Source organism: Bacillus sp. ISL-57 (assembly GCF_018613135.1).
GTDB lineage: Bacteria > Bacillota > Bacilli > Bacillales > DSM-1321 > Peribacillus > Peribacillus frigoritolerans.
This window is the reverse complement of sequence record NZ_JAGGQV010000001.1, coordinates 377,774-400,966: the sequence shown is the minus strand read 5'-3', so window position 1 is coordinate 400,966 and position 23,193 is coordinate 377,774. Positions and strand designations below refer to the sequence as shown.

The 23,193-nt window shown below is 35.8% G+C and carries 21 protein-coding genes and 5 pseudogenes; 8 read left to right on the top strand and 18 right to left on the bottom strand.

What is annotated here, in order from left to right; genetic code table 11:
* Window positions 1-29 precede the first annotated feature (29 nt).
* A complete protein-coding gene (locus tag J7I90_RS01855; RefSeq protein ID WP_214768131.1) occupies window positions 30-878 on the bottom strand; it encodes a pyridoxamine kinase in 849 nt (282 codons plus the stop codon).
* Between the two features lie 208 nt (window positions 879-1,086).
* Between J7I90_RS01855 and J7I90_RS01850 the strand changes: the two genes are divergently transcribed.
* Complete coding sequence (locus J7I90_RS01850; protein ID WP_214768130.1) at window positions 1,087-1,626, top strand: ECF transporter S component; 540 nt, start codon at window positions 1,087-1,089, stop codon at window positions 1,624-1,626.
* A gap of 356 nt (window positions 1,627-1,982) precedes the next feature.
* Here the strand turns inward: J7I90_RS01850 and J7I90_RS01845 are convergent, their stop codons facing one another.
* The 7 genes and pseudogenes from J7I90_RS01845 to J7I90_RS28005 all read right to left on the bottom strand — a co-directional run bounded on the left by J7I90_RS01845 (window position 1,983) and on the right by J7I90_RS28005 (window position 9,151).
* Window positions 1,983-2,150 carry a hypothetical protein gene (locus tag J7I90_RS01845; RefSeq protein WP_214768129.1) on the bottom strand — a complete coding sequence of 56 codons (168 nt, stop codon included), beginning with the start codon at window positions 2,148-2,150 and terminating at the stop codon, window positions 1,983-1,985.
* 95 nt (window positions 2,151-2,245) lie between these two features.
* On the bottom strand, window positions 2,246-2,482 hold the full coding sequence (locus J7I90_RS01840; protein WP_214768128.1) for a hypothetical protein: 237 nt from the start codon (window positions 2,480-2,482) through the stop codon (window positions 2,246-2,248).
* A gap of 1,531 nt (window positions 2,483-4,013) precedes the next feature.
* Complete coding sequence (locus J7I90_RS01835; protein ID WP_214768400.1) at window positions 4,014-4,892, bottom strand: YitT family protein; 879 nt, start codon at window positions 4,890-4,892, stop codon at window positions 4,014-4,016.
* 716 nt (window positions 4,893-5,608) lie between these two features.
* Window positions 5,609-6,364, bottom strand: a pseudogene (gene vanY / locus J7I90_RS01830) (VanY-A/VanY-F/VanY-M family D-Ala-D-Ala carboxypeptidase); the annotation flags it as partial.
* Window positions 6,365-6,388: 24 nt separating this feature from the next.
* Window positions 6,389-7,516: a sensor histidine kinase gene (locus J7I90_RS01825; protein WP_251025040.1), complete on the bottom strand. Its 1,128-nt coding sequence runs from the start codon at window positions 7,514-7,516 to the stop codon at window positions 6,389-6,391.
* Window positions 7,509-8,204 carry a vancomycin resistance response regulator transcription factor, VanR-F/VanR-M family gene (gene vanR / locus J7I90_RS01820; RefSeq protein WP_214768126.1) on the bottom strand — a complete coding sequence of 232 codons (696 nt, stop codon included), beginning with the start codon at window positions 8,202-8,204 and terminating at the stop codon, window positions 7,509-7,511. Before vanR ends, J7I90_RS01825 begins: the two co-directional genes overlap by 8 nt.
* 397 nt (window positions 8,205-8,601) lie before the next feature.
* A pseudogene (locus J7I90_RS28005) lies at window positions 8,602-9,151 on the bottom strand (recombinase family protein).
* A gap of 201 nt (window positions 9,152-9,352) precedes the next feature.
* Between J7I90_RS28005 and J7I90_RS01810 the strand changes: the two are divergent.
* From J7I90_RS01810 to J7I90_RS01800, 3 genes and pseudogenes are all read left to right on the top strand, one after another.
* Window positions 9,353-10,105: an alpha/beta fold hydrolase gene (locus J7I90_RS01810; RefSeq protein ID WP_214768125.1), complete on the top strand. Its 753-nt coding sequence runs from the start codon at window positions 9,353-9,355 to the stop codon at window positions 10,103-10,105.
* A 7-nt stretch (window positions 10,106-10,112) separates the two neighbouring features.
* A complete protein-coding gene (locus tag J7I90_RS01805) occupies window positions 10,113-10,697 on the top strand; it encodes a TetR/AcrR family transcriptional regulator (RefSeq protein ID WP_214768124.1) in 585 nt (194 codons plus the stop codon).
* Between the two features lie 143 nt (window positions 10,698-10,840).
* Window positions 10,841-10,986: pseudogene (locus tag J7I90_RS01800) on the top strand (transposase); the annotation flags it as partial.
* Window positions 10,987-10,996: 10 nt separating this feature from the next.
* Here the strand turns inward: J7I90_RS01800 and J7I90_RS28000 are convergent.
* Window positions 10,997-11,200: pseudogene (locus J7I90_RS28000) on the bottom strand (transposase); the annotation flags it as partial.
* Window positions 11,201-11,560: 360 nt separating this feature from the next.
* Entirely contained in the window at window positions 11,561-13,165 is a 1,605-nt protein-coding gene (locus tag J7I90_RS01795) for a phosphodiester glycosidase family protein (RefSeq protein WP_214768123.1), read from the bottom strand.
* A gap of 257 nt (window positions 13,166-13,422) precedes the next feature.
* On the opposite strand from J7I90_RS01795, the gene J7I90_RS01790 reads away from it, so the two are divergent.
* Window positions 13,423-13,731, top strand: a complete 309-nt coding sequence (locus J7I90_RS01790; RefSeq protein WP_214768122.1) for a hypothetical protein — start codon at window positions 13,423-13,425, stop codon at window positions 13,729-13,731.
* Window positions 13,732-13,837: 106 nt separating this feature from the next.
* Here the strand turns inward: J7I90_RS01790 and J7I90_RS01785 are convergent, their stop codons facing one another.
* Window positions 13,838-14,800 carry a peptidoglycan-binding protein gene (locus J7I90_RS01785; protein ID WP_214768121.1) on the bottom strand — a complete coding sequence of 321 codons (963 nt, stop codon included), beginning with the start codon at window positions 14,798-14,800 and terminating at the stop codon, window positions 13,838-13,840.
* Between the two features lie 169 nt (window positions 14,801-14,969).
* A complete protein-coding gene (locus J7I90_RS01780) occupies window positions 14,970-15,167 on the bottom strand; it encodes a hypothetical protein (protein WP_214768120.1) in 198 nt (65 codons plus the stop codon).
* Between the two features lie 572 nt (window positions 15,168-15,739).
* On the opposite strand from J7I90_RS01780, the gene J7I90_RS01775 reads away from it, so the two are divergent.
* The 3 genes from J7I90_RS01775 (at window position 15,740) to J7I90_RS01765 (ending at window position 19,710) form a co-directional block, all read left to right on the top strand.
* Complete coding sequence (locus J7I90_RS01775; RefSeq protein WP_214768119.1) at window positions 15,740-16,561, top strand: alpha/beta fold hydrolase; 822 nt, start codon at window positions 15,740-15,742, stop codon at window positions 16,559-16,561.
* 22 nt (window positions 16,562-16,583) lie between these two features.
* Entirely contained in the window at window positions 16,584-17,795 is a 1,212-nt protein-coding gene (locus tag J7I90_RS01770; RefSeq protein WP_214768118.1) for a SpoIIE family protein phosphatase, read from the top strand.
* A 1,006-nt stretch (window positions 17,796-18,801) separates the two neighbouring features.
* On the top strand, window positions 18,802-19,710 hold the full coding sequence (locus tag J7I90_RS01765; RefSeq protein WP_214768117.1) for an iron-hydroxamate ABC transporter substrate-binding protein: 909 nt from the start codon (window positions 18,802-18,804) through the stop codon (window positions 19,708-19,710).
* Window positions 19,711-19,901: 191 nt separating this feature from the next.
* On the opposite strand, the pseudogene J7I90_RS01760 reads toward J7I90_RS01765, so the two are convergent.
* The 6 genes and pseudogenes from J7I90_RS01760 to J7I90_RS01735 form a co-directional block, all read right to left on the bottom strand.
* Window positions 19,902-20,310, bottom strand: a pseudogene (locus J7I90_RS01760) (immunity protein YezG family protein).
* Window positions 20,311-20,480: 170 nt separating this feature from the next.
* Window positions 20,481-20,981: an Imm6 family immunity protein gene (locus J7I90_RS01755; protein WP_214768116.1), complete on the bottom strand. Its 501-nt coding sequence runs from the start codon at window positions 20,979-20,981 to the stop codon at window positions 20,481-20,483.
* A gap of 24 nt (window positions 20,982-21,005) precedes the next feature.
* A complete protein-coding gene (locus J7I90_RS01750) occupies window positions 21,006-21,392 on the bottom strand; it encodes a hypothetical protein (RefSeq protein ID WP_214768414.1) in 387 nt (128 codons plus the stop codon).
* 260 nt (window positions 21,393-21,652) lie between these two features.
* Window positions 21,653-21,883 carry a hypothetical protein gene (locus J7I90_RS01745; RefSeq protein WP_214768115.1) on the bottom strand — a complete coding sequence of 77 codons (231 nt, stop codon included), beginning with the start codon at window positions 21,881-21,883 and terminating at the stop codon, window positions 21,653-21,655.
* 336 nt (window positions 21,884-22,219) lie between these two features.
* A complete protein-coding gene (locus tag J7I90_RS01740; RefSeq protein ID WP_214768114.1) occupies window positions 22,220-22,675 on the bottom strand; it encodes an immunity protein YezG family protein in 456 nt (151 codons plus the stop codon).
* A gap of 21 nt (window positions 22,676-22,696) precedes the next feature.
* Window positions 22,697-23,191 carry a DNA/RNA non-specific endonuclease gene (locus tag J7I90_RS01735; protein ID WP_311315169.1) on the bottom strand — a complete coding sequence of 165 codons (495 nt, stop codon included), beginning with the start codon at window positions 23,189-23,191 and terminating at the stop codon, window positions 22,697-22,699.
* Between the last annotated feature and the right edge of the window lie 2 nt (window positions 23,192-23,193).

Here is a 23,193-nt window from a genome sequence, read left to right as displayed (position 1 = left end):
TACACTATTTTTTCCATTTTTTAAAGCATTCATAATAACATTCGTAAATATTTTTCGAAGTTAACTCCTTCTACTTTAGGAATTTGCTCCAAGGAGGAATCATTGATAGCCTCTGTCAGGAATGCCACTGCGAGCTGTACGGATTTTTCTAGGTTCTCTCCACCCATCATGCTTCCCATAATCACAGATGCAAATAAATCACCAGTACCTGAATAGCTTTCACCGTTATACTGCGTCGCACTATAAAAGGTTCTACTTCCGTCCAAATACATATTTCCGATAAACTGCTTCTCTGAATCTGCTGACGGTGGATTCATTCCAGTGATGATAACCTGAGCTCCCGTTTCTTGCAGCAACATATTCCCTGCTTCTTCTATCGCTTTAATATAGTCCTCTTCGTTTGAATAGCTATCCAGCTTTTCATAAGATAATCCGGTTAATAAACAGCACTCTGTAACATTTGGTGTAATGACATCTGCACGCTTCACCAGTTCTCTCATAAGTACCAGTAATTCATCGGTAAAAAGTTTATAGACTTCTCCTATATCCCCCATTACTGGATCAACAAGTAAAATGGTTTCTTTTGTATAAAATTTATCTAAAAAATGGAAAATATTATTAATTTGCTCTTCACCAGTAACGAAGCCGGTATAGATTCCATCAAAGGTTACATTAAGCTTGCTCCATTCTTCTATGAAGTATTTCATTTTGGATGTAAAATCTTCACAAAAAAAACTTGGATATCCGGTTTGCGCAGTCAATATGGCCGTTGGTAAAGGGCATGCCTGCACGCCCATGACCGAAAGAACCGGAATTGCAGCTGTTAATGAACATTTTCCAAAAGATGATAAATCCTGTAGTACAGCAACTTTTTTCATAATAACCTCCATATGGCCTATCCACTTTAAACTTTATTTATCTTATCATAAATCAGCTAAAAACAGTCATCTCCTCTCTCTTTTCAATACGTATAATATCTGTATTTTTTTCAACTGACCTCATAGTTTTTTAATAAATTGACACTTTTATAGACACCAGTCTTTTGCTAAAATCAAAGGAAAATTCTAGTTAGGAAGGTTTACAGATATGCAAAATACACAAAGTTATTCAAGGTCAAGTCAAAAAACTATGGATTTAATTATTACCGCAATGTTGATTGCACTTGTGTTCCTATCTACTTTCTTTTTGAATATTAAACTGCCAATTGCCGCAAATGGAGGGTTAGTTCATCTAGGAACAGCTATGCTTTTTATTGCATCTATTTTATTTGGTCCTAAAAAAGCAGCTCTTGCTGGTGCGATAGGAATGGGGTTATTTGATATAGTTGGAGGGTGGACATTGTGGGCCCCTATCACCATTGTGGCGCGTGGTTTGCAAGGATATATAGTTGGTAAAATCGTTTGGTCAAAGGGTCGCAACGGTACTAGCATTGCTTTCAATGTAATAGCAACAATCGTTTCCATTCCATTTATGATAGCTGTTTATTATATTGGTGAAGGGATTCTATACGGTAATTGGATTGCACCTTTAGCTTCGATACCTGGAGATCTCGTTCAAAATATATTAGGAATTATCGTTGCCGTTCCAGTTTGTGTGGCTTTGAAAAAGGTTCCTTATTTTAAGTAAATTCGCTATAAAGGAAAACGTCAAGTAGCCCCCAAATACTACATGAATGGTGTATTTGGGGGCTATGTTTTGTTTGCTTCCCTTTTTATCGGTACTCTGCATGCAGAGGGTAAACTAGATGACCACGACAAGACTTTATCTATTTCATTTTTTCATTCTTAAGTCTTTTAACGTGAGCTCTCAGCCTAATTTGTCGAATTCTACATCTCCAGATCCACCTTTAGTAAAACTAAAGTATAGTTCCGTAAACGCCTTAGCCATTAATTCGTAGTTAGGTTCATTTACAAAATAGCCATTTCCTCGCAGTTTTTTCTTGGTTTACTCTTTTTCACATTAGAATAGTCCTTTCAATTAAACTATTTATTCTTTTCCTTATACAAAAACAGCCTACTTTCTTCTTTGGCTATACACTCGAAAAGCTTCCTTCTAAAATATTCATTAATATCGATATTAACCGCTGAAATAACTTCTAGATCGGTCATATCGGCATCATTAAGATTAATTTTCTTTGACTTTTTATCCAATCAATATCACTCTCCTGTCCTACATGATAATCTCCAAACAAAATATCTTATATTCACATTTCACTAAATTATCTATGAAAATATTTATTTAAATTTTAATAATGTTCTACTGGTGCTCCTAAATTATCCAAGTCTTGTGAGATATTTAGAATGATTAAATATCTCCACTCGTTTTTAATTTTTCCTAAGGCCACAACCTGGTGAACCTCTACTTCATCATTTTCATACTCTTTACTAGTCCCGCAAATCTCAGATAAACTTTCTACTAACTCTGTATTATCCCAATTCCTTACATCTAACTGTACGAACTTTTGGCTTTTTTTTATTTTCATTTTCTTCACTCCTAGTTTTTAAAGGATAAGGAATATTGAGTACTCCTAGTTGATTTAGTTGTGTTCATTACAACCCTATGGTTTTTTGTTGATGTATCCTTAGTGCTAATATTAGAATCATAACTCTTAGCATAGTGTACCTGAACTTGACCCGAATTGTCCTTAGTTGTCCACTTATTATCATAGTTGGCCATTGTATCTTCTCTTAATTTTTTCACAATAACATCTTTCCATATTGAGTAGCCTTAGCTGATGATTTTACCTTAGATTAATATTCGGGCTTAATAATGCATAAGAATCGACATATGTTATATTACCGTTAATATTTTTACTATTAATTTACATACATATTTGTTCCATCTTCATACATTGATCCTTTTCGAATTCAGCTGCTCTTGAAGTACATCTAATCCATAAAATTTAATGGTATCTAATAATTTCAATCTCTCAAACTCTGCCCAATCCCAATCTGTTTCTTCTCCATAGGAAATATTAATACTCTAAACATGAACACCCTTACAAATAAAAGTAGAACTAAAAAACGATTAGCACTTTTGTCCATCTCCCTTTGAAACTTAAATTGGCAACAAGTACAATTTATACTACAAAATAATAATTATGTATTTTTTCACTCATCACCCATCGCACCGCACCATTACCATGCTCTATTACCTCACCACACTTACTGCATAGCTTAAGTAGTTGCATACACATCATGTCCTTAACTTCTTAGTCCTACATACACTTTAACTATCGATCCGTACATCCGTACATTTCAGCCAATAGTAATTATGATTAACCATAACCACCAATACTCAATTAGTCTCTCTTTCTGTCATACGGATCATCTCATGTATGAATAGATTCATGGTTAACACATCCTTATTAGACAAATAAAAAAGCCTGAGCATTGCGCCCAGACTCCTATACAGAAATCACTTTTGGTATGTTGGTTTTTTAACTACTATCAAAATCCAAAAGACCATGATTATTGGAATAAAAAATAAATTTAAATTAATTCTTTTATCAACGATAATTGAAAAAACATCGTTGATAATTAAACAAACTAAGCTTAATACAATGCATAAAAGCAAAGAATGTAATGATAATTTCAGCATTTTTATTCTCGAAAAGTCAGGTATGTCAAACAATGTGTTTCCCCCTTAGTTTCGGATATTTTACCAGTATCCTAGTGCTTTACAAGCCTTTTTAACTTTAGGCTTCTTTTTACCCCATTTGTGGCAAGCGGAATAAGCTCCTAATTTATACAAGTCTTGAACTATTAAAGTAGCAACAGTCATCCCAACAACAGCCCCTAATACTTAAAGCCTTTTCGAATCCTGAAGGCAGTCATTATTGGGGACTTTATTAATTCTGTTTTTAATTAAATCCAAACTATGTACGTGATTAATTCTTTTCTTAAAAGTTCTAGTGTCAGTTATCCTTAGAAAGTTCATTAAAAGTACGATGATCTAATTGCAGGATATTACCCTTATCCTCCGGGTTTCTATAGCTTCCTGTGTGGTTAACATTAATGAATATCTCTCTTCTTGAACCGCCCACCCCGTACTTCCGCAATATTTGCCATTGCTAAGAAAGATGAAGGGTCGATTTCTTCAACAATTGTAGTTAATTTGGATTCTTCAAGTCTGGTAATTACACAAAAGATAACCTTTTTGTCCTCTCCAGTAAAAGCACCCTCACCATGTAAGTATGTTACACCCCGTCCTAAGCGGCTATTGATTGCATCACCCATCTCTTTTGCTTCATCGCTAATTATCCACACTGACTTTGTTTCTTCCATTCCAGTAATAACAATGTCAATGGCTTTAGCAGCTATTACATAAGCTAAGATTGAATACATAGCTCTATCCCATGTGTAAACGAATCCGGCAGAACCAAGTATAAATAGATTGATGAACATAACAATTTCGCCAACAGAAAAAGGCACTTTTTTACTTATTACAATCGAAAGTATTTCTGTACCATCAAGAGCACCACCGTTACGAATTACTATTCCCACACCTATACCTAAAAAAATACCGCCAAAAATTGTAGCAAGAAGGATATCTTCGGTGAAGGGCGGGATAGGATGAAAATATGTCGCAAAAATGGAAAGCATTATAATCCCATATACAGTAGATATAGCAAAAGTTTTTCCAAACTGTTTATATCCCAGAAATACAAATGGTAGGTTCAAAAGGAATAGAAAGATTCCCAGTTTTATACCGGTAATGTGAGAAAGCATAATGGAAATACCTGTAATGCCTCCATCAATTACATGATTGGGAATTAAAAAGATTTCCAATCCAGTGGCCATTAGCAAAGCACCAATTGTAATAAGAATGATCCGTTGGATAATTATCAAACGGGGTAACTTTCTATGCTGCTTTTTTTGTGCTTCCGTCAGAAAAATCACACCTTTTTATTATTCATTTATTACTATTATATTCTAATATTAAATCAGGAAAAATAACTTTGAATATAGAAGTTCCAACTTGATTACATCTTCCTAATTTAGCCAAAATAAAACCGCCGCTATTCTTGTTAGCGTTTGATTGTTGTTATTGGTTTTCACATCGTTACACAAGCAACAGTTTTTCTAAGTTCTGAGAATTCCATTCCCTCTAAAAGTAGAATCATCTGCACAATCGTTAGGTGCTGTAGCAAAGTTATCTGATAGATCCACTAACCAATCAGATGAATACTGACGAAGCATTGATAGGAATCACATATGCTGAAGCGTAACATCCTGAAATAGCTCCTGTACCTGATTTTACAGTTTGAATACAATACAGAACTGAACCTGTCTCTAAAATAACATTGATAATGGCATTCTTCTGAATGTATACTTAGTAGGAGATATGCATATCCCTGCATTGACAGGGTTTAGAATGATTCCGCCTTTTATATTAATACGGGATGAGAGTGAGCCAAAATTCCCACCAGCTAACATCCAATAATCGCACCTAAGATATTCAAAAACCTAACGGTATATATACAATATGGTTCAAAATTTATGTAATACCTTCAGAAGAAAATGGAAGTGAATTGATTTCTAATGAAAGGTAGATAGAATACGTCTCCTACTTTACATTTAAACCTATGACTTTATCACTTTTGAACCTAATTCAATGTGGTCACGATCACTCCATCCATATTATCACCAGATATTTCATACTGTTCATTCGCTGGTACTTCAACTTCAATTGTCCCTTTTTGAGAAATGGGATAATATGAAATTGTATATTTTTTCCCTTCAACACTAATAGAAATGCTCTTTTCATCTTTTAAATAATCCAAATATTCTTCCAAAGCTAAATTCATTTCCTGCATAATCGCACTGTGAGGCAAGCCGACATAGCGAATATGCCATGGTTCATATTGAATTCCTGTAATATCCGTTTTATTCGCGGGATAGCGTAAGATAAAGCCGTTTTTCCAAGCATTTTCTTCTATCCACTCTCCTTCAGGTGCTTCTTTCATCTTCATTTGAGTAGCCCCTACATCGAGTGCTAATCCTAAATTGTGTTCGCTATGCCCGGCAGGCAAAGCATAGTCAGCCCCCATCTCCTTGTACAATCTGCTTTGCTCATTAAAGTCTCGATAACCACTGCTAATTAAGAAATTACTAACCCCATCCTCTTCAGCCGCAGCTATCATCTCCGAAAATTTTTCAGCTATTTCTTCTGATAATTTTATTTCATTATTAAGTAGTTGGTACCCGATTGTTGATTCTTTGTTTGTAAATAAATTTATGATAACCGATTGTATACCAGCTTGTTCAACAGCATATTCACTGTTAACCAAAAGCAGATTCCCTTGATGGATCTGCTCTTCTGTAATCTCAATCTTTTGGGAATTTTCAATAGCTGTATTATCATTCCGCAAGTGATTTAATACGCACTATATTTGAAGTTCGATTACCAATGGCGGATTCTTGAGAAGATTAATAATAAAATCCAAGTGAAAATTTAAGGAAAATTTAATGTTTACCCCACTTTTCCCATTGTGTTGCTCTACAATATTCTTCGCAATGAATAAACCGAGACCTGTACTATTTTCTTGATGAGTTCGTGCTTTGTCACCAGTATACAGCATATCAAAAATATGAGGCAGTTCATCTGGAGGAATGGCGTCCCCATAATTGATAACTTGAATAACCACTTCCTCTGAATCAATATAACCGTTGATATCCACATACTGCCCCTCATACCCATAGCGATTTGCATTAATCAGAAGATTTTCAAACACACGTGCCAATAACTCTCCATCACCCATAATAGATAAAGGGGAAGTAATATTCATTCTTGCCATCAAATCGTTTTTCTCGAAGACAGGATACAATTCCTCTTTCAATTGAACAAGGAGCTCACTTAAATCGATTTGTTTCTTTTCAACTGGTAACATCCCATAATTCATCCTAGTTATTTCGAATAATTCATCAATTAACCTTTCCAAGCGTTGAGATTTGGTAAAGGCAATCGTTAAATAATGCCTGATCTGTTTTTCAGTCAAATTACCATCCTTAAGGATTAAATCCAAATAACCTAACACGGAAGTAAGAGGTGTGCGCAAATCATGAGCCAAATTAACTACTAACTGCTCTTTACTACTTTCCGAAAAGTCACCCCTTTCTATGGCTTGTTCCAATTTTTCACTTGCCAAATTAATGCCTTGTGCAATATCACTAAATTCATCATTTGACAATATTTGAACTCGATGCTTAAAGTCACCCTGAGCGAGATAATGAATTCCTTTTGAAATCTCATTGAAATAGGCAGAATAGGGTTTTGTAAGTAAAAAGAAAAAGAATATCGAAAGCGTGATAAATAAAAGCAAAAAGACGTTTAGGTCCCCAATATTTTGGATGATTTTGCGAAAGTAAGCTAGTGTATCTCCATGATTAACATTCGTATAATAATACAATTGGAGTACTTTAAAGAGGAAATATGTTATGACGCTAGACAACAACATGCTTAAACCTAACAATATGATCATTTTTGAACGAAACCCTCGTAGAATATTACCCATTGAATTTATAACCTACCCCCCATACAGTTTTTATCAATTTGTTTTTTCGTTTATCCTCTTCAAGTTTTTTCCGCAAAGTACGAATATGAACCATAACGGTATTCCCACCTTCATAGTATGCATCCCCCCATACCTTCTGAAAAATATCTTCTGCATTATAGACTTTATTGGGATTGCTGGCTAATAAATATAAAATTTTAAACTCTTTCGGTGTTAACTCAATATTCTTACCATATAGAGTAACTGTACGTTGTTCAGGAGAAATCGTTAATCCTCCAAATTCCAGGTTTGGATTCTGTTTATAATTAGGTTGATTCAATTTCATAAAGCGCCGCAGCTGTGCATTTACCCGAGCTACCAATTCAATGGGTATAAATGGTTTCGTCATATAATCGTCTGCTCCAATCACGAGACCCTGCACTTTATCAAAATCAGACGTTTTAGCGCTCAAAAAAATAATGGGCATATTATGTTTTTCGCGAATGCGACGGGTAACTTCATATCCATCCATTTTCGGCATCATAATATCCAAAATCAGTAAATCAATTGGTTGAGTCTGGATAACATCAATGGTTTCTTGTCCATCCGATACCTTAATGACACGATACCCTTCTTTCTCTAAATGGATAGCAACCAAATCAGCAATCTCAACAACATCATCAGCTATTAAAATTTTTATATTTTCCATGTATTCCACCCCTACAAAAAGTTATCATTAATCGTCTAAATGTGTTAAGAAGTTGTATCATAAAAAAATCAGCTGTTTTTGAAGAGTTCAATTATCACTTGTTTATTCCACAAGCTTCCCGATTATTGAATATAAGTCTTTGTAGTTCGTAACGCAATACCTCAAGTTTAGTATCCGCCTACCTATTCAGAAAAAAAGGCTGCGAATACTTAATAATAGAGGGTGTATCATTTTCACGAAAGGTCCCAAAACGGGGTGATCCATCATTAACGTATTTATTAAAAAACGTAACATCACGCATTAAGGTAAAAATGTTACAGCTCTAATATCCAAGATTAAAGTGAATGTAAGATTCTAACCCTCCTTCTCCTTTCCTTCAAATATTACTTATACAGCTTTACCTATCTTTAGCATTTGCATAGATGGTACTACTCGGGGCACCTGTCATTTTCACAATATCATTAACACTGATTTTATTTTCTTCTCGATTACCAAAGTGATCTAATGCACGTTCTAAGTTTTTCCTTGGTTGACCTTGTCTTCCCATATGTTTCCCTTGTCTTTCTGCTGTTCTTTCGTTCATAAATTCACACAATTTCTTCTAGCATTGTGAACATTAGTTTCCTTGATGGAGTTGAGAAATCTATTTGCTCTTTTAAGAAAACAAGACCAATGCCTCTTTCCTCTAATTGGCTAGCATTGTTATGTAGGTCTTTGACTGAGGAGCAAGTCTATCTATTTTAGTTACAATTAGCTTATCTCCTTCTCGCAAATACTCTAATGCTCCATGAAGAGCTATTCGATTTGATTTTGCTCCAGATTGTTTTTCTTAAGTATTTTATACAGCCATTTCCCTGAAGTGATTCAATTTGATTTTCAAGTGTTTGTCCAACTGTTGAAACTACCCAATTAAAGCCTTTTAAAGCACCTCTGTCTAAAAGACTAATATGTTTTATTCATTTAAATCATATACTAACTTTAAGACACTTTACATAAACATTTAGATTAACATTAATAGTAAAATCAACATAAAAGTTATTATACTTTTAGACAGTTGTATAAAATTTAATTGCATTTTCTATTGACTAAACGTTCATTCAATAATAAAATGAATCTGAAAATTCAGTAATAAAAAAGGAGAGGTTGCATTGGATTTACATTTCGAGGTAAATGGCAAGGGTCTTCCTGTTGTTCTTATTCATGGTGGTGGAGTTGATTTGAGGCAATGGACATTCTTAGCATCTCTTTTAACTGAAAATTACCAAGTGATCGCTTTTGATGGCCGTGGTGCCGGTAAATCACCATCCCCCGTAAAACATGCAAACTATGTTGACGATGTATTGGCACTAATGGATTACCTGGAACTTAATCAGGCAACGATTATAGGTCATTCCATGGGCGGGCAGATTGCAACTGATTTCGCCCTTAATCACCCAGAAAGGGTATCGAAACTTGTATTAATTGCTCCTTCTTTAACTGGTTTTCCCTATTCAAAGGATTTTGAACAATATCATAACAAGATATTGGAAAGTGCACCCAATATAGATAAGATGTTAGAGCTTGCCCTTCATTCACCAACATATCAAGTTGTTATCGATAGTCCGCACAAAGATCTCACTGTCCAAATGCTCAGGCATCATTTCGGGCGCATGCTTAAGTGGCCCGCTGATTTCTGCATGATATGGCCACAGCCTCCAGCAATGGATCGATTAGAAGAATTGAACCCCGAAACTTTATTTTTTATCGGCAAAAAGGACTTGGCAGATAATTTCCGGGTTGCCGATTGTTTCCGAAAGGTTCCAAACATCCGTTTCATCGAAATAGAGGATGCCGATCATATGCTGCCCCTCACCCATTCTGAAGTTTTATATCAAGAATTCACTGCTTTTATGGAGGATTGAAGATAAAATGCCACGTACACCCGAAGAGAATGACCGTATTCGCCAAGCATCCAAAGAAAAAATTCGCACTGCAGCCATGGAGTTATTTATGAAACAAGGCTATTACGCTACTTCCATAAGCGATATAGCCAAGCAGGCGGGCATTTCGAAAGGGTTACTCTATAACTATTATAAAGGGAAAGAAGAACTTCTTTCTGAAATGGTCGAGGCCAGAATCAGGGAAGTGGTGGAAGTCATGGAAGAAGCGTTCGCCTTAAATACACCTCGTGAACAGCTTGAATATATAATCAATGGTGCCATTGATAATATCCACCAAAAGCCAGAAGTCCATCGGTTCTATCTACACCTTCAAACTCAGCCAGAGTCAGATGAAGAGTTGATAAAATACAGTCAACTCATAATTGAAGAAAATGCTAGACAATTTGAGTTTCAATGTAAAATATTTGAAAATATGGGTGAAATGGATCCTAGGAAACGATCGTTATATTTTTCATCTGTCCTACAAGGAATTATGTTGATGATATCCACCTATCATCAGGAATTTCCGATAGAAGAAATAAAGAACCAGATCATAAGGGAGTTTTGTAACTAGTCTAGACATATCTTGAATGAAGATTTAAAAAGGAGCTTCCTCAGCTAAAATGGAGAAAAAAAAAGATCGTCATTGACGTTCTCTTTTATGAGAAGAACTATTTATTAATACATTATCTCGAACATCATCAAGCCGTCAGAACCTACTTCATCGGTATTCGTTCCATGCGTAAAACGATTGAAGAAGTTGAAACCAATATGGCTTACCGTTGGTTCTTAGGCAATGGTTTCCATGATAAAGTACCTCATACTCCACGTTCGGGAAAAATTATGAGCGACGTTTTAAAGATAGGTATATTAAATGAAAGTCAGTTTAATTAAAATAACTGGATCAATACTTGGGCGTCCTACATTTGAATACATATCTTCACCAAGTCATAAATGAAATGAAAGTAAAGTCAATGGCAGCCTCCATTTTCGAACCAAATGATTCGGTGGCACCAGTTGATATAAAGTAATCATTTCAAGTTGATCTCGCTGAATAGGATCATGTTTAGAAAGCATCCTCATCACCTCAGGTTTTAATACTTCTATTTTAAAACAAAAATGACTCTAGTTAAAAATGTTCTATCTAAAAGGTAAAACAAAGTTGATTGGAACGGTAGGTACGAGACTCCTGCTTAGAAAAGCGCGTCTAGGGGAAACCCCACAGGCGAAAGCCGAGAAGGCTCCCCGACCGACCGCGGATAGCGAGTGCCCTAAGTTCCAATCAACGTCCAAATTGTACAAGCCATAAAAATAGACAAACTCGTATTTTCATTGAGTTTGTCTACAGTCTGAAATCTCTTCAGTAACCTAACTGAAGAGATTTTTTTTGACCCGCTTGAACTAAAACGATAAATGAAGACGTTAATCTCTGACCATCTATTCTATTAACAGAATACCGTCGGCTATCGGGCGTTCACCTGCTGCATCAGATGGTCTTGTGACTCGGTCATCCCCAACTGTCATGGTCGTCGATCCGCCGCCATCAAGATTGATGGCATCGACTGCCCCTAATGACTTCATGACTTTCGCACTTTCTTCAAAATTAGCTCCCACGCTCCATCCGGGTGCGCGTCCATCTATGGTGACAAATAATAGATTGCCATTCTCTTTGATTCCTGCAAGCGTTCTAGGATTACGACGTTCCCCAAAACGATAATAAAATCCTGGATCTTCTTCCCAGTGAAAGCCTTCCTCTACGGCATTAATGGAAATTTCTCCGTTTTCCAATAATCGAGGACCTCCATTAAGCATACTTGTGGTTTGGTCTAATTTTAATAGCTTTCCATCCCCGATGATTTTACTTTTCACTTGAATCTTCATTCCTAGCCGAGCATGGTCTCGAAGCCACTCTGCCGCCTCCCCCGTTCCCGCAAGAACAAAACCACCGCTCGGAATGGCTCCCCCACGCTTGTTACGAATTTCCGCCACTACCCCGGCATGATTTACTACCACTTCCATACCGACGCCCGATTCAGTCTTTCCCCCAAATACGGACGTATATTGGATAAGTTCGCTTTCATCCTTACAAGTGTAATCATGTTTTGCCCGTTCTGTTGTCGTATCTCCTCCAACACCGCCACAATTGCGGATCAATCCTGGCTTCCGATTTAATCCATCCACTTCCCTAACTGCCCCATCAGTTGAAGTAGCCTGAATTGACGTGGACACGGATGCAATGTTTGCCTTCTCTTCAACAGAAGATAAAATCAGAGCTGAACGGCCATTTATAGCTTCACTGACAAGTTGACCTTTGCTTGCGAATATACCGGCAAGATCGCCTGGTGTTCCATCCTTCTCTCCCATAACAAAGTATCCAGCATTAACTCCTGCAATGGCATCATTTCTATCTGCGATTTGGGTCAATGTTTCTTTTCCTGCCACTGCACCATTAGCTAATTCAGGCACCACATGCCCATGAAATCGATCCTGATCCACTTCAAGGACGTTCACTACCCATGGTCCTGTTGTTTTCTCTCCGTCTTCACCCGTATACACAGTCCGAAGTCCCGAATATCCCTTTTCAGATAACTTGTTTTTCAATTCGGCTGCATCTGCTTCCAGCTGATATTGACCGATGCGAACAATGTACCCAAGCGGTCCCTTTTTCCGGTCATCCACGGCCCGATCCGTTTCTTTTATGATATGAGCATTTTTGAAACCATCTTTCTTTAAGTTTTCCAACAATTTCTTTGCCTGCTTTTGTGTTTCTACAAATGCCACATCCACTGTGTAAAAATCTTTAGAAGATGTTTCACCACGATTGATTTTGGTATACTTCACTCCTGGTGCTAGATTCATGGAAGTTCTTTCCTCGTGCAAATTTGGCGTTCCAAGCGGAAGCAAATGATTTTTCATTTGCACCTGTGACGGAACATTCAATTTTGCTTGAACTGGAGTTTCGGGAATGGCATTTACAAACATCACAGATGCCAGACTAATAGAGGCGATAGGCAAAATGGGCTTTTTCCATATTTTTTTCATTTTTCTCCTCCAATAAAGTTATGTCCTCCTTTAACTTTATTGTCTAAATATGATGGAAAATTAAAAAAACCATTATATTTCAGTCAATTTTAAGTGAACAAAATTGAGCATAAATACTCGGTAAATATTACAATTCTTATTTGTGGATGGATAAATTTTGAGTATTTTGTCTTTGTTTACAGTTAATCAAAAGTTTTGCTGGATAATCGTGAATATTATAAGATATGTGTGGGGTTATCTCCTAGGAGGCGAAATTTATGGAGACAGTAAAAAAGAACTTGTTGTTAATACCAACCATTTTGTCGGTTATCAATGTTATCTGCCTTGCTTCATTCCTTATTGGACTTAGTGTTATGAACCACCCAATTTCAAGCATTTTAACTGATCTAGGCTTGTTATGCCCATTGATTGCAACTTCATCATTCTTCTATTTAGTGATTAAAGTCAAAAAGCATTCCGCATTAAAGTACTTTCATTTAGTTAATGCGGTTACATTTCTTGTCCCGATATGTATTTTTACGTTTCTTATACTTCGATTCCTAAACGACTGGGATATTTACTTTTAAAATGACTGCTATTCTAAAATATTTTTTCATTCATACAAAAAAAGCCCTCATAGGGCTTTTTTGCTAAGCTAATTTTAAGCAATATAGTTCTATTCCATTTCAAATATCATCCAAATAGTTTTGCAAAGGTATTTTCACCGGCGATGCCGTCTGCAGATAATCCATTGGCCCTTTGAAATGCCTTCACAGTTATTTCCGTTCCGCTTCCAAAGATACCATCCATACCATGTGGATTATGTCCTTCCAAATAAAGTGCAGCTTGAAGGATATAGGTGATATTTCCTTCCGCCCCTTCCCTAACATTAGGTGAAGCCGCTTTTGTTTGGGGGCCCCATATTCCATCAACCTTAATCTTTGCACCATATTGTTTATTCAATTCGGTTTGAAAACCCTTGATCAGCGCTTTTTTAGTATTGGGACCATAATATCCATCAACATCTATTTTTGTATTATATCTGCTATTTAATGTCTTCTGAATGGACTTGATAGTTTGGTTGCCGCTGTCCTTTACTGGTGTATCTTTTACAATGACTTCGGATTCAACTTGTGTAGCTGGTGGAGTGGTTCCATTCACTTTTGATATCAGTCTAGGCTTTGTTCCCGTATTTAACTGAGAATAAGTCAGTCCCCCCGTCATATCAAAGTGTGGATAATCTTTAAAGCTTGACCAATCCCCGCCCCATGCAAAGCCCAAGGATTTACCAATAGCCGCTACACGTCTCCATTTTGCATCAACTGTCCATATGGCATTCTTTCCATCATCGCTGACTATGAAATAATCAATGGCTAGTCCATAGTTATGGTAAGATTGACCTGGCATCGCGTTGGTCACTCTTGGCTTCGATAAATCACTATAGTTTTTACCATCGTATATATAACCTAGGCGACCTTGACCATATAGCTTTGCTTGCTCTTCCATAGACCGATAACCTGCGCTGATTTGCACGAAAATGCCTTCTTGGTATGCCCGTTTAACCATTTCCAAAGCTGATTCTTTTACGACTGGATGAATTCCGCTGCCCATATTCTTTTCTGAACGATCCAATAAAGTTTCTAATTTAACTGTCAATTCAATCACCTCCTAATATGTTATGGTGCTAATTAGGAAATGCTTGTACACCTACCTTGACGTTACAAAAAAAGCGCCCATTTTATGTGCAACTAGTATGCTTTCATCCTTCTTAAATAAAAAAAGCACACCCCTTAATGGAATTGTGCTTTTTTAAAATTATAGTGGCTTAGTTTGATTCTTTATCTTTTCCAATGACTTTTATCAATTCATCCAGCTTTTCATTTCTTTCTTGATCTAATCTTGCCTTTGCATTGATGAATTTTATGATCTTAATTATGAAATAAACACTTAAAACAATAAGTCCCAAATAAAACAAAATCGGTATGATTGCAAAAAGCCCTATTAAACTGCTGGCTTGGTCCATGAATGATTCCTCCTATTGTAAAATATAGTATTATTATACAAGAAAAACAAACAAGGCGTCCGATATCGATTATTATTCAAAATTATTTTGCTTAAAAAAACTGAAGCCAGCTATTAATTGTCCCAATTAGTCATCAGATAGGGTAAAACAAAATTCAAGGATTTGGGTCAGAAAATGGCAGAAATTTAAGTACCCATAATAATAGTCCCTATTTTTTCTATTAAAATATAACCATATATTTCTTAGCGATCTAATCAAAAAAACCTCGCAGTTCTTCAATACATGATTCCTTTTTATAATAAGACTATCCAAAGACTAATTATCAAGGAACGTTATCGCCATTTCCGGGTATAATAGGTTCGTGTATACGTAAGACCAAGAGTTTCCAAAAGTCTTGAAACTCCGCCAAGTGTATAGTTCTCTCCTCATTCCTGTTCAAGTTCAAGCAATTTTAAGAATATCCTGAGGAAGTTTTGGGTATTTCTCTGATTCAGTTCTTAAGTGTAATTCTTTAATTCGAATAAGGTTAGTGTTAACATATAGTAAGTATATCTTTTTAGAAGGAGCCAATCATGAATTCCAATATTTTATTGCGTAATAATGTAAAGATAAGAGGAAGAGGTACACGACCAATGATATTTGCACCAGGTTTTGGTTGTGATCAAAATGTCTGGCAATCAATTGCAAAAGATTTCGAAGATGAATACCATATTATTCTATTTGACTATGTTGGGTCAGGTAATTCAGATATACAGGCATATAATGTGGAAAGATACAGTACTCTTGATGGGTATGCACAAGACGTACTTGATGTTTGTTCCGCATTAGACCTAAAAGATGCTATATTTGTTGGACACTCTGTTGGATGTGTGATTGGGATGCTGGCATCCATTAAACATCCTGAATATTTTTCTAAACTTGTCCTGGTTGGTCCTTCCCCTTGCTACCTGAATCTCCCTACTGATTATTACGGGGGATTCGAGAAAGAACAACTTTTAGGATTGCTTGATATGATGGACAAAAATTACATAGGCTGGGCATCCGCTTTTGCGGGAACGGTCATGAGTAATCCAGATCGCCCAGAGCTTAAACGGGATTTAGAGAATCGTTTTTGTTCTACTGATCCCATTATCGCACGACAATTTGCGGAGGTTACCTTTTTTGCAGACAACCGTAAAGACTTAGCAAAAGTAAAAGTACCATCACTCATTTTGCAATGTTCCAAAGATGTTATTGCTCCGTCAGCAGTAGGTGAATATATTCATAAGCATCTTCCCGATAGTACATTGAAAATGATGAAAGCAACAGGACACTGTCCTCATATGAGTCATCCTGAAGAGACGATATTCTTAATGAGACAGTTTTTGGATGAACTTCCGACAAACGATTTATAGATATAGATGGGTGTGAATTTTTGTGAATGAACAACTAAATGAGGCACCCTGCGGATATTTAACTTTATCAGAAGAAGATGATATTTTATCCGTTAATCAAACCTTACTTAAATTATTGGGGTATAATCTCGATCAATTGCAAGGGCAGCCTATTAATTTTATCCTTCCGGCTTCAGCTATACTCTTTCATCAGCTTTATCTCGTTCCTCTGATAAAGTTAGAAAATCAGATTGAGGAAATATATATATCCTTAAAGTCTGTAGATGATGAAGAAATACCTGTGTTACTCAACGCTGTTCAAAGAGAGCGAGATGGACGAACCATTATTGAGTGTGTGGTGATTCCAATGCGAAAAAGAAACGAATTAGAAAATGAGCTTCTTATGGCGAAAAAAGAGGCAGAGACCGCACTAAATGCTAGGAATAAGGCTTATGCTGAATTAGAGATTGCTCATGAAACGATGAAAATGCAAAAGAATAAGCTGATTGAACTGAACGAAAAAAATGAAAAATACAAAGTGGATACAGAAAGAGAACTCGGTCTTGCCAAAAAAATACAAGAGACACTATTACCAGTTCCTATTATAAATGAACATCTTGAAATCCAAGCGTATTATAAAGGCTCCAATCAATTATCGGGTGATATATATGGTTTTTACCAAATTGATGCCCAACGGTATGGCCTTATCCTACTTGATGTGATGGGGCACGGACTTTCTTCTGCCCTAATAACCATGTCACTACATTCCATATTTGAAAGATTAATTTTAAAAGGTACAGAAGTGAAAACGGTGATGAAGGAATTAGATGACCATCTTCATTCTTTATTCAAAAACACAAGTAAATCTTCTCATTACTGCACTGCCGTCTACCTTTTAATCGATACTGATAAGAGAGAAATTAATTATATCAATGCAGGCCATCCATCCGTTCTTTTACAGGATATAAACGGAAAACAATATGAGTTGCGTTCTAATCGGCCACCACTCGGGATGTTTGAAGATATAATTTTTAAAACAAATACCCTTACATACAATAAGGAAAGTATGCTGTGCCTTTATACAGATGGAGTTGAAGAACCTTTAGGTTCAGACCGTTTATGCTCATTGTTAAAGACCTATTCCGCTGCCCCTTTATCTACACTTAAGGAAGAAGTTATACAATCGCTTAGATATGAAGAGGACACTCTCCAACGTAAAGATGACCAATGTCTTATTTTAGTTAAACTAAAATAAGACACCGGGGCTGTTCTAACTGCTACATAATTAATCCAAGTTACTGTTCAATTTCTTGGGAGTTCGTATAGTGGAAACTATGATCGAAACGCCCTTCTATTTAGGGATTAACTTTAGTTCAATGAACTTTAATTTTCTATCACCCATGCTTAAAAACACTCTGCCATAGTGGTTGAGTGTTTTTTCATCTTTATCTATCAGCACAATTCCACTAATATATACCACGCATGTCCAAATAAAAAGGCAGCCACTAGGCCTGCCTCTGTTGAACAACTCATGTCCAGTCATTCAGTTAGTGATTAATGAAAACGGCGCTTGTTTTTTTTGCATTTGCACTTACATTTACAACGCTTTCCAGGAAACCATACTGTACTTGGGTCATTGTTCTCAAAACATTTTTCTTCATAACAACAGTTTATCTCCATCCTAACACCCTCCTTACTATTGTATATGCATGGACTGTTGGAAGGTGTGGACAAGTTGCTAAAAGTTTAGACTGAATGCAAATCAATTCATCTTCCATGATTCTGGACAATCTCCAAAGTATGGAAGCAAACTAAAATCTCCCCAAGTTTTATGGCCAGGAATAAACGATCTTCGCATCATTATTTTCGTTCAAACATATATGATTTCTCAACGATTAAACCATAATATAGTTATGTAAACAAATATTCTTATAAATTTTAAAAAGATCCAATCTGAAGTCCTCAACATCAAGTATTTAACGACGTATGCAGAAAAATGATGACGCGAACCTAGCCATTTTATCCCTCTTCTTAGGATGCGGCATTCGGTTGAATGTGCTATCCACCTTTAACTACTAGACTTGGTTTACGAGAAAACACAATACTAGCAGGGGTGAAGGTTTAGTCACGGAGTTTAGCAATCTGGCGAAAGTTATTGACAATGATTATCATTCCTATTAATATGTTGATGTAGTAAATGAAAATGAATATCATTATTAATTAGTTTTAACCTATACTATATCAGTAAGGAGAAAATCAAAATGAAAAAGCTATTCATACCCTTTCTGCTCTTGTTCGTACTTAGTGCCTGTGGGAACAACGAGAAAGCGAACGAAAATAATGATTCCAAGACAAAATCAGAAACAATTACATATCAATCAGAAACTGGCCCTATTGAGATTCCTAAAAACCCAAAAAGAATAATTGCTCTCTCCAATGGACCTAATGTATTGGCTTTGGAAGGTAATATTGTTGGAATAGATCAATGGACTAATATGAATCCCCTTTTTCAAGATAGACTTAAGGGCGTGGAAGTCGTTTCAGAAGAAGACCTGGAGAAAATCATTGAACTGGAACCGGACCTCATCATAGCGGGATCCGAGATGAAAAATATCGGAAAGCTAAATGAAATTGCTCCGACTGTTGTATTCACTTGGGGAAAATTAGATTATTTATCACAGCAGATAGAAATCGGAAAACTTTTAAACAAAGAAAAGGAAGCAAAAGAATGGGTTAAAGATTTCGAAACGCGTGCAGAAACAGCAGGAAAAGCGATACGTGCAAAAATTGGTGAAGATGCAACCGTTTCTGTCATTGAAAATGATGCTAAAGAGTTTTATGTATTTGGAAATAATTATGCACGCGGAACAGAAATATTGTATCAAGCAATGGACTTGAAAATGCCTGAAAAAGTAAAAGAAAAGGCACTTAAATCCGGCATTTATGTCCTCTCATCTGAAGTGCTTCCTGAGTATACTGGAGATTATATTATCTTTAGTAAAAACCCGGATGTAGTTAATTCATTTGTGGAGACTGAAACGTGGAAAAATATACCCGCAGTTAAGAACGATCGTATATTTGAAATAAATAGTAAAGCATCCACCTACAGTGATCCAATCACTCTGGAACATCTTCTGGAATTTTTCGAAAAATCATTTCTTAACAAATAGTATGCAAAGAAGGAATTCTTTAAATGAGAATTCCTTCTTTAATGTAATGTGTTTTACACTTTAATTTCTTCTCAGGAAAACAAAAAGCACTAATTTTGCCTAAAAGGCAATCAAGTGTTAAATCTAACTGATAAAAGACCTTAACTTTACCGTTAAGGTCATACAGAAAAACAAGCTTTTCTTGTCCTCCATTATTCTTTTTTAAGGTATTCTTCTAAAATACTCTTATCATATTCAGATTCAGGTAATAGGCCTAAACGATTATATTCCCAAATAACCGTTCTTTCGTGATCATCTGCATCTGATAGATCTTCATAATCATAGTCAACCTTAAATTTACCGGTACTTTCTAAAGTAAAAGTTAAATTGGTCCATTGTTCTTGATTATTATCTTTAAATTCATCTGATAATTCTTTTAAAACCTTCATTAACCTCCGCCATGTATCTCTATACTCTATTCTACTAATACTATGTAATTCAGGGATATCGTGACTATATATGAGTTTATCATTAATATTAGACTGATAGAAAAAGAACGCGCCCTGTCCCCTCATTAACTTCTCCATACAAAATTACTTTACTCCATTCTTCTGGAATCATCTCATTTACAGTTTGAGCTATTTTCTGATAATATTCATTTAGTTTTGATTCATTCATTTTTTATACCCCCTGCTCTATTTTCAATTTTTCTTAACATTCCCAGGTTCACCTAAAAAGTATTGTTAAGTAAAAAAACCTTCTCCCTTAGGAAGAAGGTCTATTTTATGTTTTTAGAACAACGGTAAACTACCCCTTTTTATATAATTATAGTTTTCAATATTATGGTTTAATGAGTAGTTTTCCAATAAGTATTTTTTTACATTATTTAGACTTTCAATATTAAAATAACCAGATTCAATTGCATTTTCACCTAGTATTCTTAACGTTTCATCATCAATCACTTCAATCACAAAGTCTCTTTTTTCCTTTTTATATGCTTGATAAGTTGTATAAGAAACTGCATCTAAAACTGAATACCATGCATATTGTTTTTGTACATCCTTTTCTTTATTTGCAAACTCAGCTACATCTACATCTTCGCTATCTATGTAGTTACACAAATCATCCGCATCGATTTTTTCACCTTCAAGCCATTTCCAACAGAAATCTAGAGCTTCTCTACCAGTTTTATATCCGGGTTCGTCCATACTAATTATGTTATACATTTTTTCAGCTATTACCAATCCTATTGCAACCTTAGCCGCTGCGTTTAGATTATTGATAAAATCCATAATTATCATTCCCTACTTATTTTCTTATTTTAACCACATTTTTTCTGGCAACCCATTTATCACCTCAAAGGACAATGTATCCCTTGGATAAGGTAAATTTGGATTTATTTCAGTCGATACCTTAATTTTTAAATTAGGATACATATCAGTCATTTGCTTAAATATTCCCCTTTCATCATCTGGAACAGGATCAAACAAACCCTTTGTACATTTATTACAAATTCCGTTTGGATTAGACTGATGAATATATAGTGTTCCCTTCATATCTTCTGGTTTGAGTCGTGCTTTTTTAACAGCATCCTCAAATTCAGCTATTATACCTTCTTCTGCATGATCCATGAACTGGGCATGGCCTCTTATTGCTCTATTATAAGGAGCTTTAATTTCACGACCGGGATATAGTTCATCCAAACTTGGTAAACCTGCTTCTTTTCTAACTTTGGGTGAGCCACCCTCAAATATTTTACCTTCTAAACCTTTTACATCTGTTTTTCCAATAGCAATTGTTTGAGTTTCAGGAACACCTCTTTCCCTATGTTAATACCCGGTTTACTCAAAGTTCCATTTAAACCCTTACCACCATCCACTCTTCACCGCAAACTTCTGCACGATATCCTTAATCGTCGTTTTATCAAAAGTGACATGTTTATAGTTGTTTCCATACACCGTCGCTAATTCTTCGACCCTAATACGGAGAGGTACTTCCACCTTGCCGATTTCCCTGCCGAAGGCTTTTGAACCTTCTGAACCTGCTTTTGCGCAAATTCCTTGCTGTAAGGGACGAACTTTGTACCATTCGCTACTTTATCAGCGACCTTCGCCGCACCTGCCACACCGCCGATTCCAAGTGCCATCAATAGTCCGTTCTGGCGCTGTTCCTCGGTTAGCTGGTTGCCGAACATGTCTTTGTCGGTTGCCGCTTCCCCGTTACAGATAATAACAATTTAACACTTAGGGGTATTATAAAAATTATGTGCTCTTTTAATTTTTAACGCTAAAAAGCACTCGTTGCCTTTAGTAGACAATCAAGCGCTTTAAGTATTTTCTAAATAAATCATTAAGTTTCATGTTTTAATGTTGACAGTATGACATCTATGAGGGGGCCTATCTATTTAAATGTTATCCCGCTCTATTTTCGTTCTTATTACCTAATATTAAAATTACATCGACACAACTTGAAGGTACAACCTTAATGAGTCATGAATTCAAATTAGAGCGTATCTTCGAGTGTAAACAATTTAAAGGTTGTTATTTTTTAACGCCTCAAACCACTCATTAGCAATATGATGGGCCATTTTAATATCGTCATTAGCATATACTAAATCATACTTGTATTCAGCTTTGAAGTTCCCACTCTTAACATCATATATTAATTTCATCTCAGTGGGCATATCTCTTTCATATTCTTTGCACAATACTTTTATTTTTTCAGTATTTTCATTGATAATATCAAGTACCATAAACCCTCGTTCTGTAGACACATCGTATCTTTCTTCCCCATTTTCCAATGCATCATTCAATTTATGAGACTTTACATACTTATTGTTAATCAAATAAAAGAAACTGCTCGAAATAATTCCTTCTTCACATGAAGCATAAACATATACTTTATCAGCTCTATCTTCAACATATTCCATACATATGGATATCATATCTGCTTGCAATTCACTAAACTTATCTTCAAATTCTCTCATACTACTTTTTCACTCCTTTGATTAATTTTTATATTGCTTCAAATTAACATCAGATAATTGCGAAACCAAATTATCAATTTTAGGTGAGCCTCCAAACCTATCACCTGCCAAATGCCCTGCATGGTCCTGACCTTTTACTTTACCAGGTGTGTTTTTTCTGTGTGACAATCTATCTGTTCTCGTTGTTAATTGTAGTAAATTTTCTGTTTCAAATTTTACAATCCTATCTACATTATCTGTTTCATAAAAGTAATCATACTCTCCAGTTTTATACCTAATATCAGGCTTTAACCTATTTTTTCTACCATTTGTAAACTGTTGCCCTTTGTCGATAAATGTTTTGACTTCACTTACTCCTGAATTATCTTTACGCGTACCCTTAGGCGCGCTCTCCCCTGAAACACCCTCTACTTTTCTATCCTTCACCGTGAATTTCTGATAGGCTTCCTTAATTGTCTGTTTTTCCATTACAATTTGGGGCAGGATTGGTCCTCCTGCGAGTGAAACTTGTTCCACAC

What these genes read in the sequence shown, in the direction of transcription:
- J7I90_RS01855 (WP_214768131.1), bottom strand. Translation starts at nt 878, where the DNA reads ATGAAAAAAGTTGCTGTACTACAGGATTTATCATCTTTTGGAAAATGT.
- J7I90_RS01850 (WP_214768130.1), top strand. Translation starts at nt 1,087, where the DNA reads ATGCAAAATACACAAAGTTATTCAAGGTCAAGTCAAAAAACTATGGAT.
- J7I90_RS01840 (WP_214768128.1), bottom strand. Translation starts at nt 2,482, where the DNA reads ATGAAAATAAAAAAAAGCCAAAAGTTCGTACAGTTAGATGTAAGGAAT.
- J7I90_RS01825 (WP_251025040.1), bottom strand. Translation starts at nt 7,516, where the DNA reads ATGGGTAATATTCTACGAGGGTTTCGTTCAAAAATGATCATATTGTTA.
- vanR (WP_214768126.1), bottom strand. Translation starts at nt 8,204, where the DNA reads ATGGAAAATATAAAAATTTTAATAGCTGATGATGTTGTTGAGATTGCT.
- J7I90_RS01805 (WP_214768124.1), top strand. Translation starts at nt 10,113, where the DNA reads ATGCCACGTACACCCGAAGAGAATGACCGTATTCGCCAAGCATCCAAA.
- J7I90_RS01795 (WP_214768123.1), bottom strand. Translation starts at nt 13,165, where the DNA reads ATGAAAAAAATATGGAAAAAGCCCATTTTGCCTATCGCCTCTATTAGT.
- J7I90_RS01790 (WP_214768122.1), top strand. Translation starts at nt 13,423, where the DNA reads ATGGAGACAGTAAAAAAGAACTTGTTGTTAATACCAACCATTTTGTCG.
- J7I90_RS01780 (WP_214768120.1), bottom strand. Translation starts at nt 15,167, where the DNA reads ATGGACCAAGCCAGCAGTTTAATAGGGCTTTTTGCAATCATACCGATT.
- J7I90_RS01775 (WP_214768119.1), top strand. Translation starts at nt 15,740, where the DNA reads ATGAATTCCAATATTTTATTGCGTAATAATGTAAAGATAAGAGGAAGA.
- J7I90_RS01765 (WP_214768117.1), top strand. Translation starts at nt 18,802, where the DNA reads ATGAAAAAGCTATTCATACCCTTTCTGCTCTTGTTCGTACTTAGTGCC.
- J7I90_RS01755 (WP_214768116.1), bottom strand. Translation starts at nt 20,981, where the DNA reads ATGGATTTTATCAATAATCTAAACGCAGCGGCTAAGGTTGCAATAGGA.
- J7I90_RS01745 (WP_214768115.1), bottom strand. Translation starts at nt 21,883, where the DNA reads ATGTTCGGCAACCAGCTAACCGAGGAACAGCGCCAGAACGGACTATTG.
- J7I90_RS01740 (WP_214768114.1), bottom strand. Translation starts at nt 22,675, where the DNA reads ATGAGAGAATTTGAAGATAAGTTTAGTGAATTGCAAGCAGATATGATA.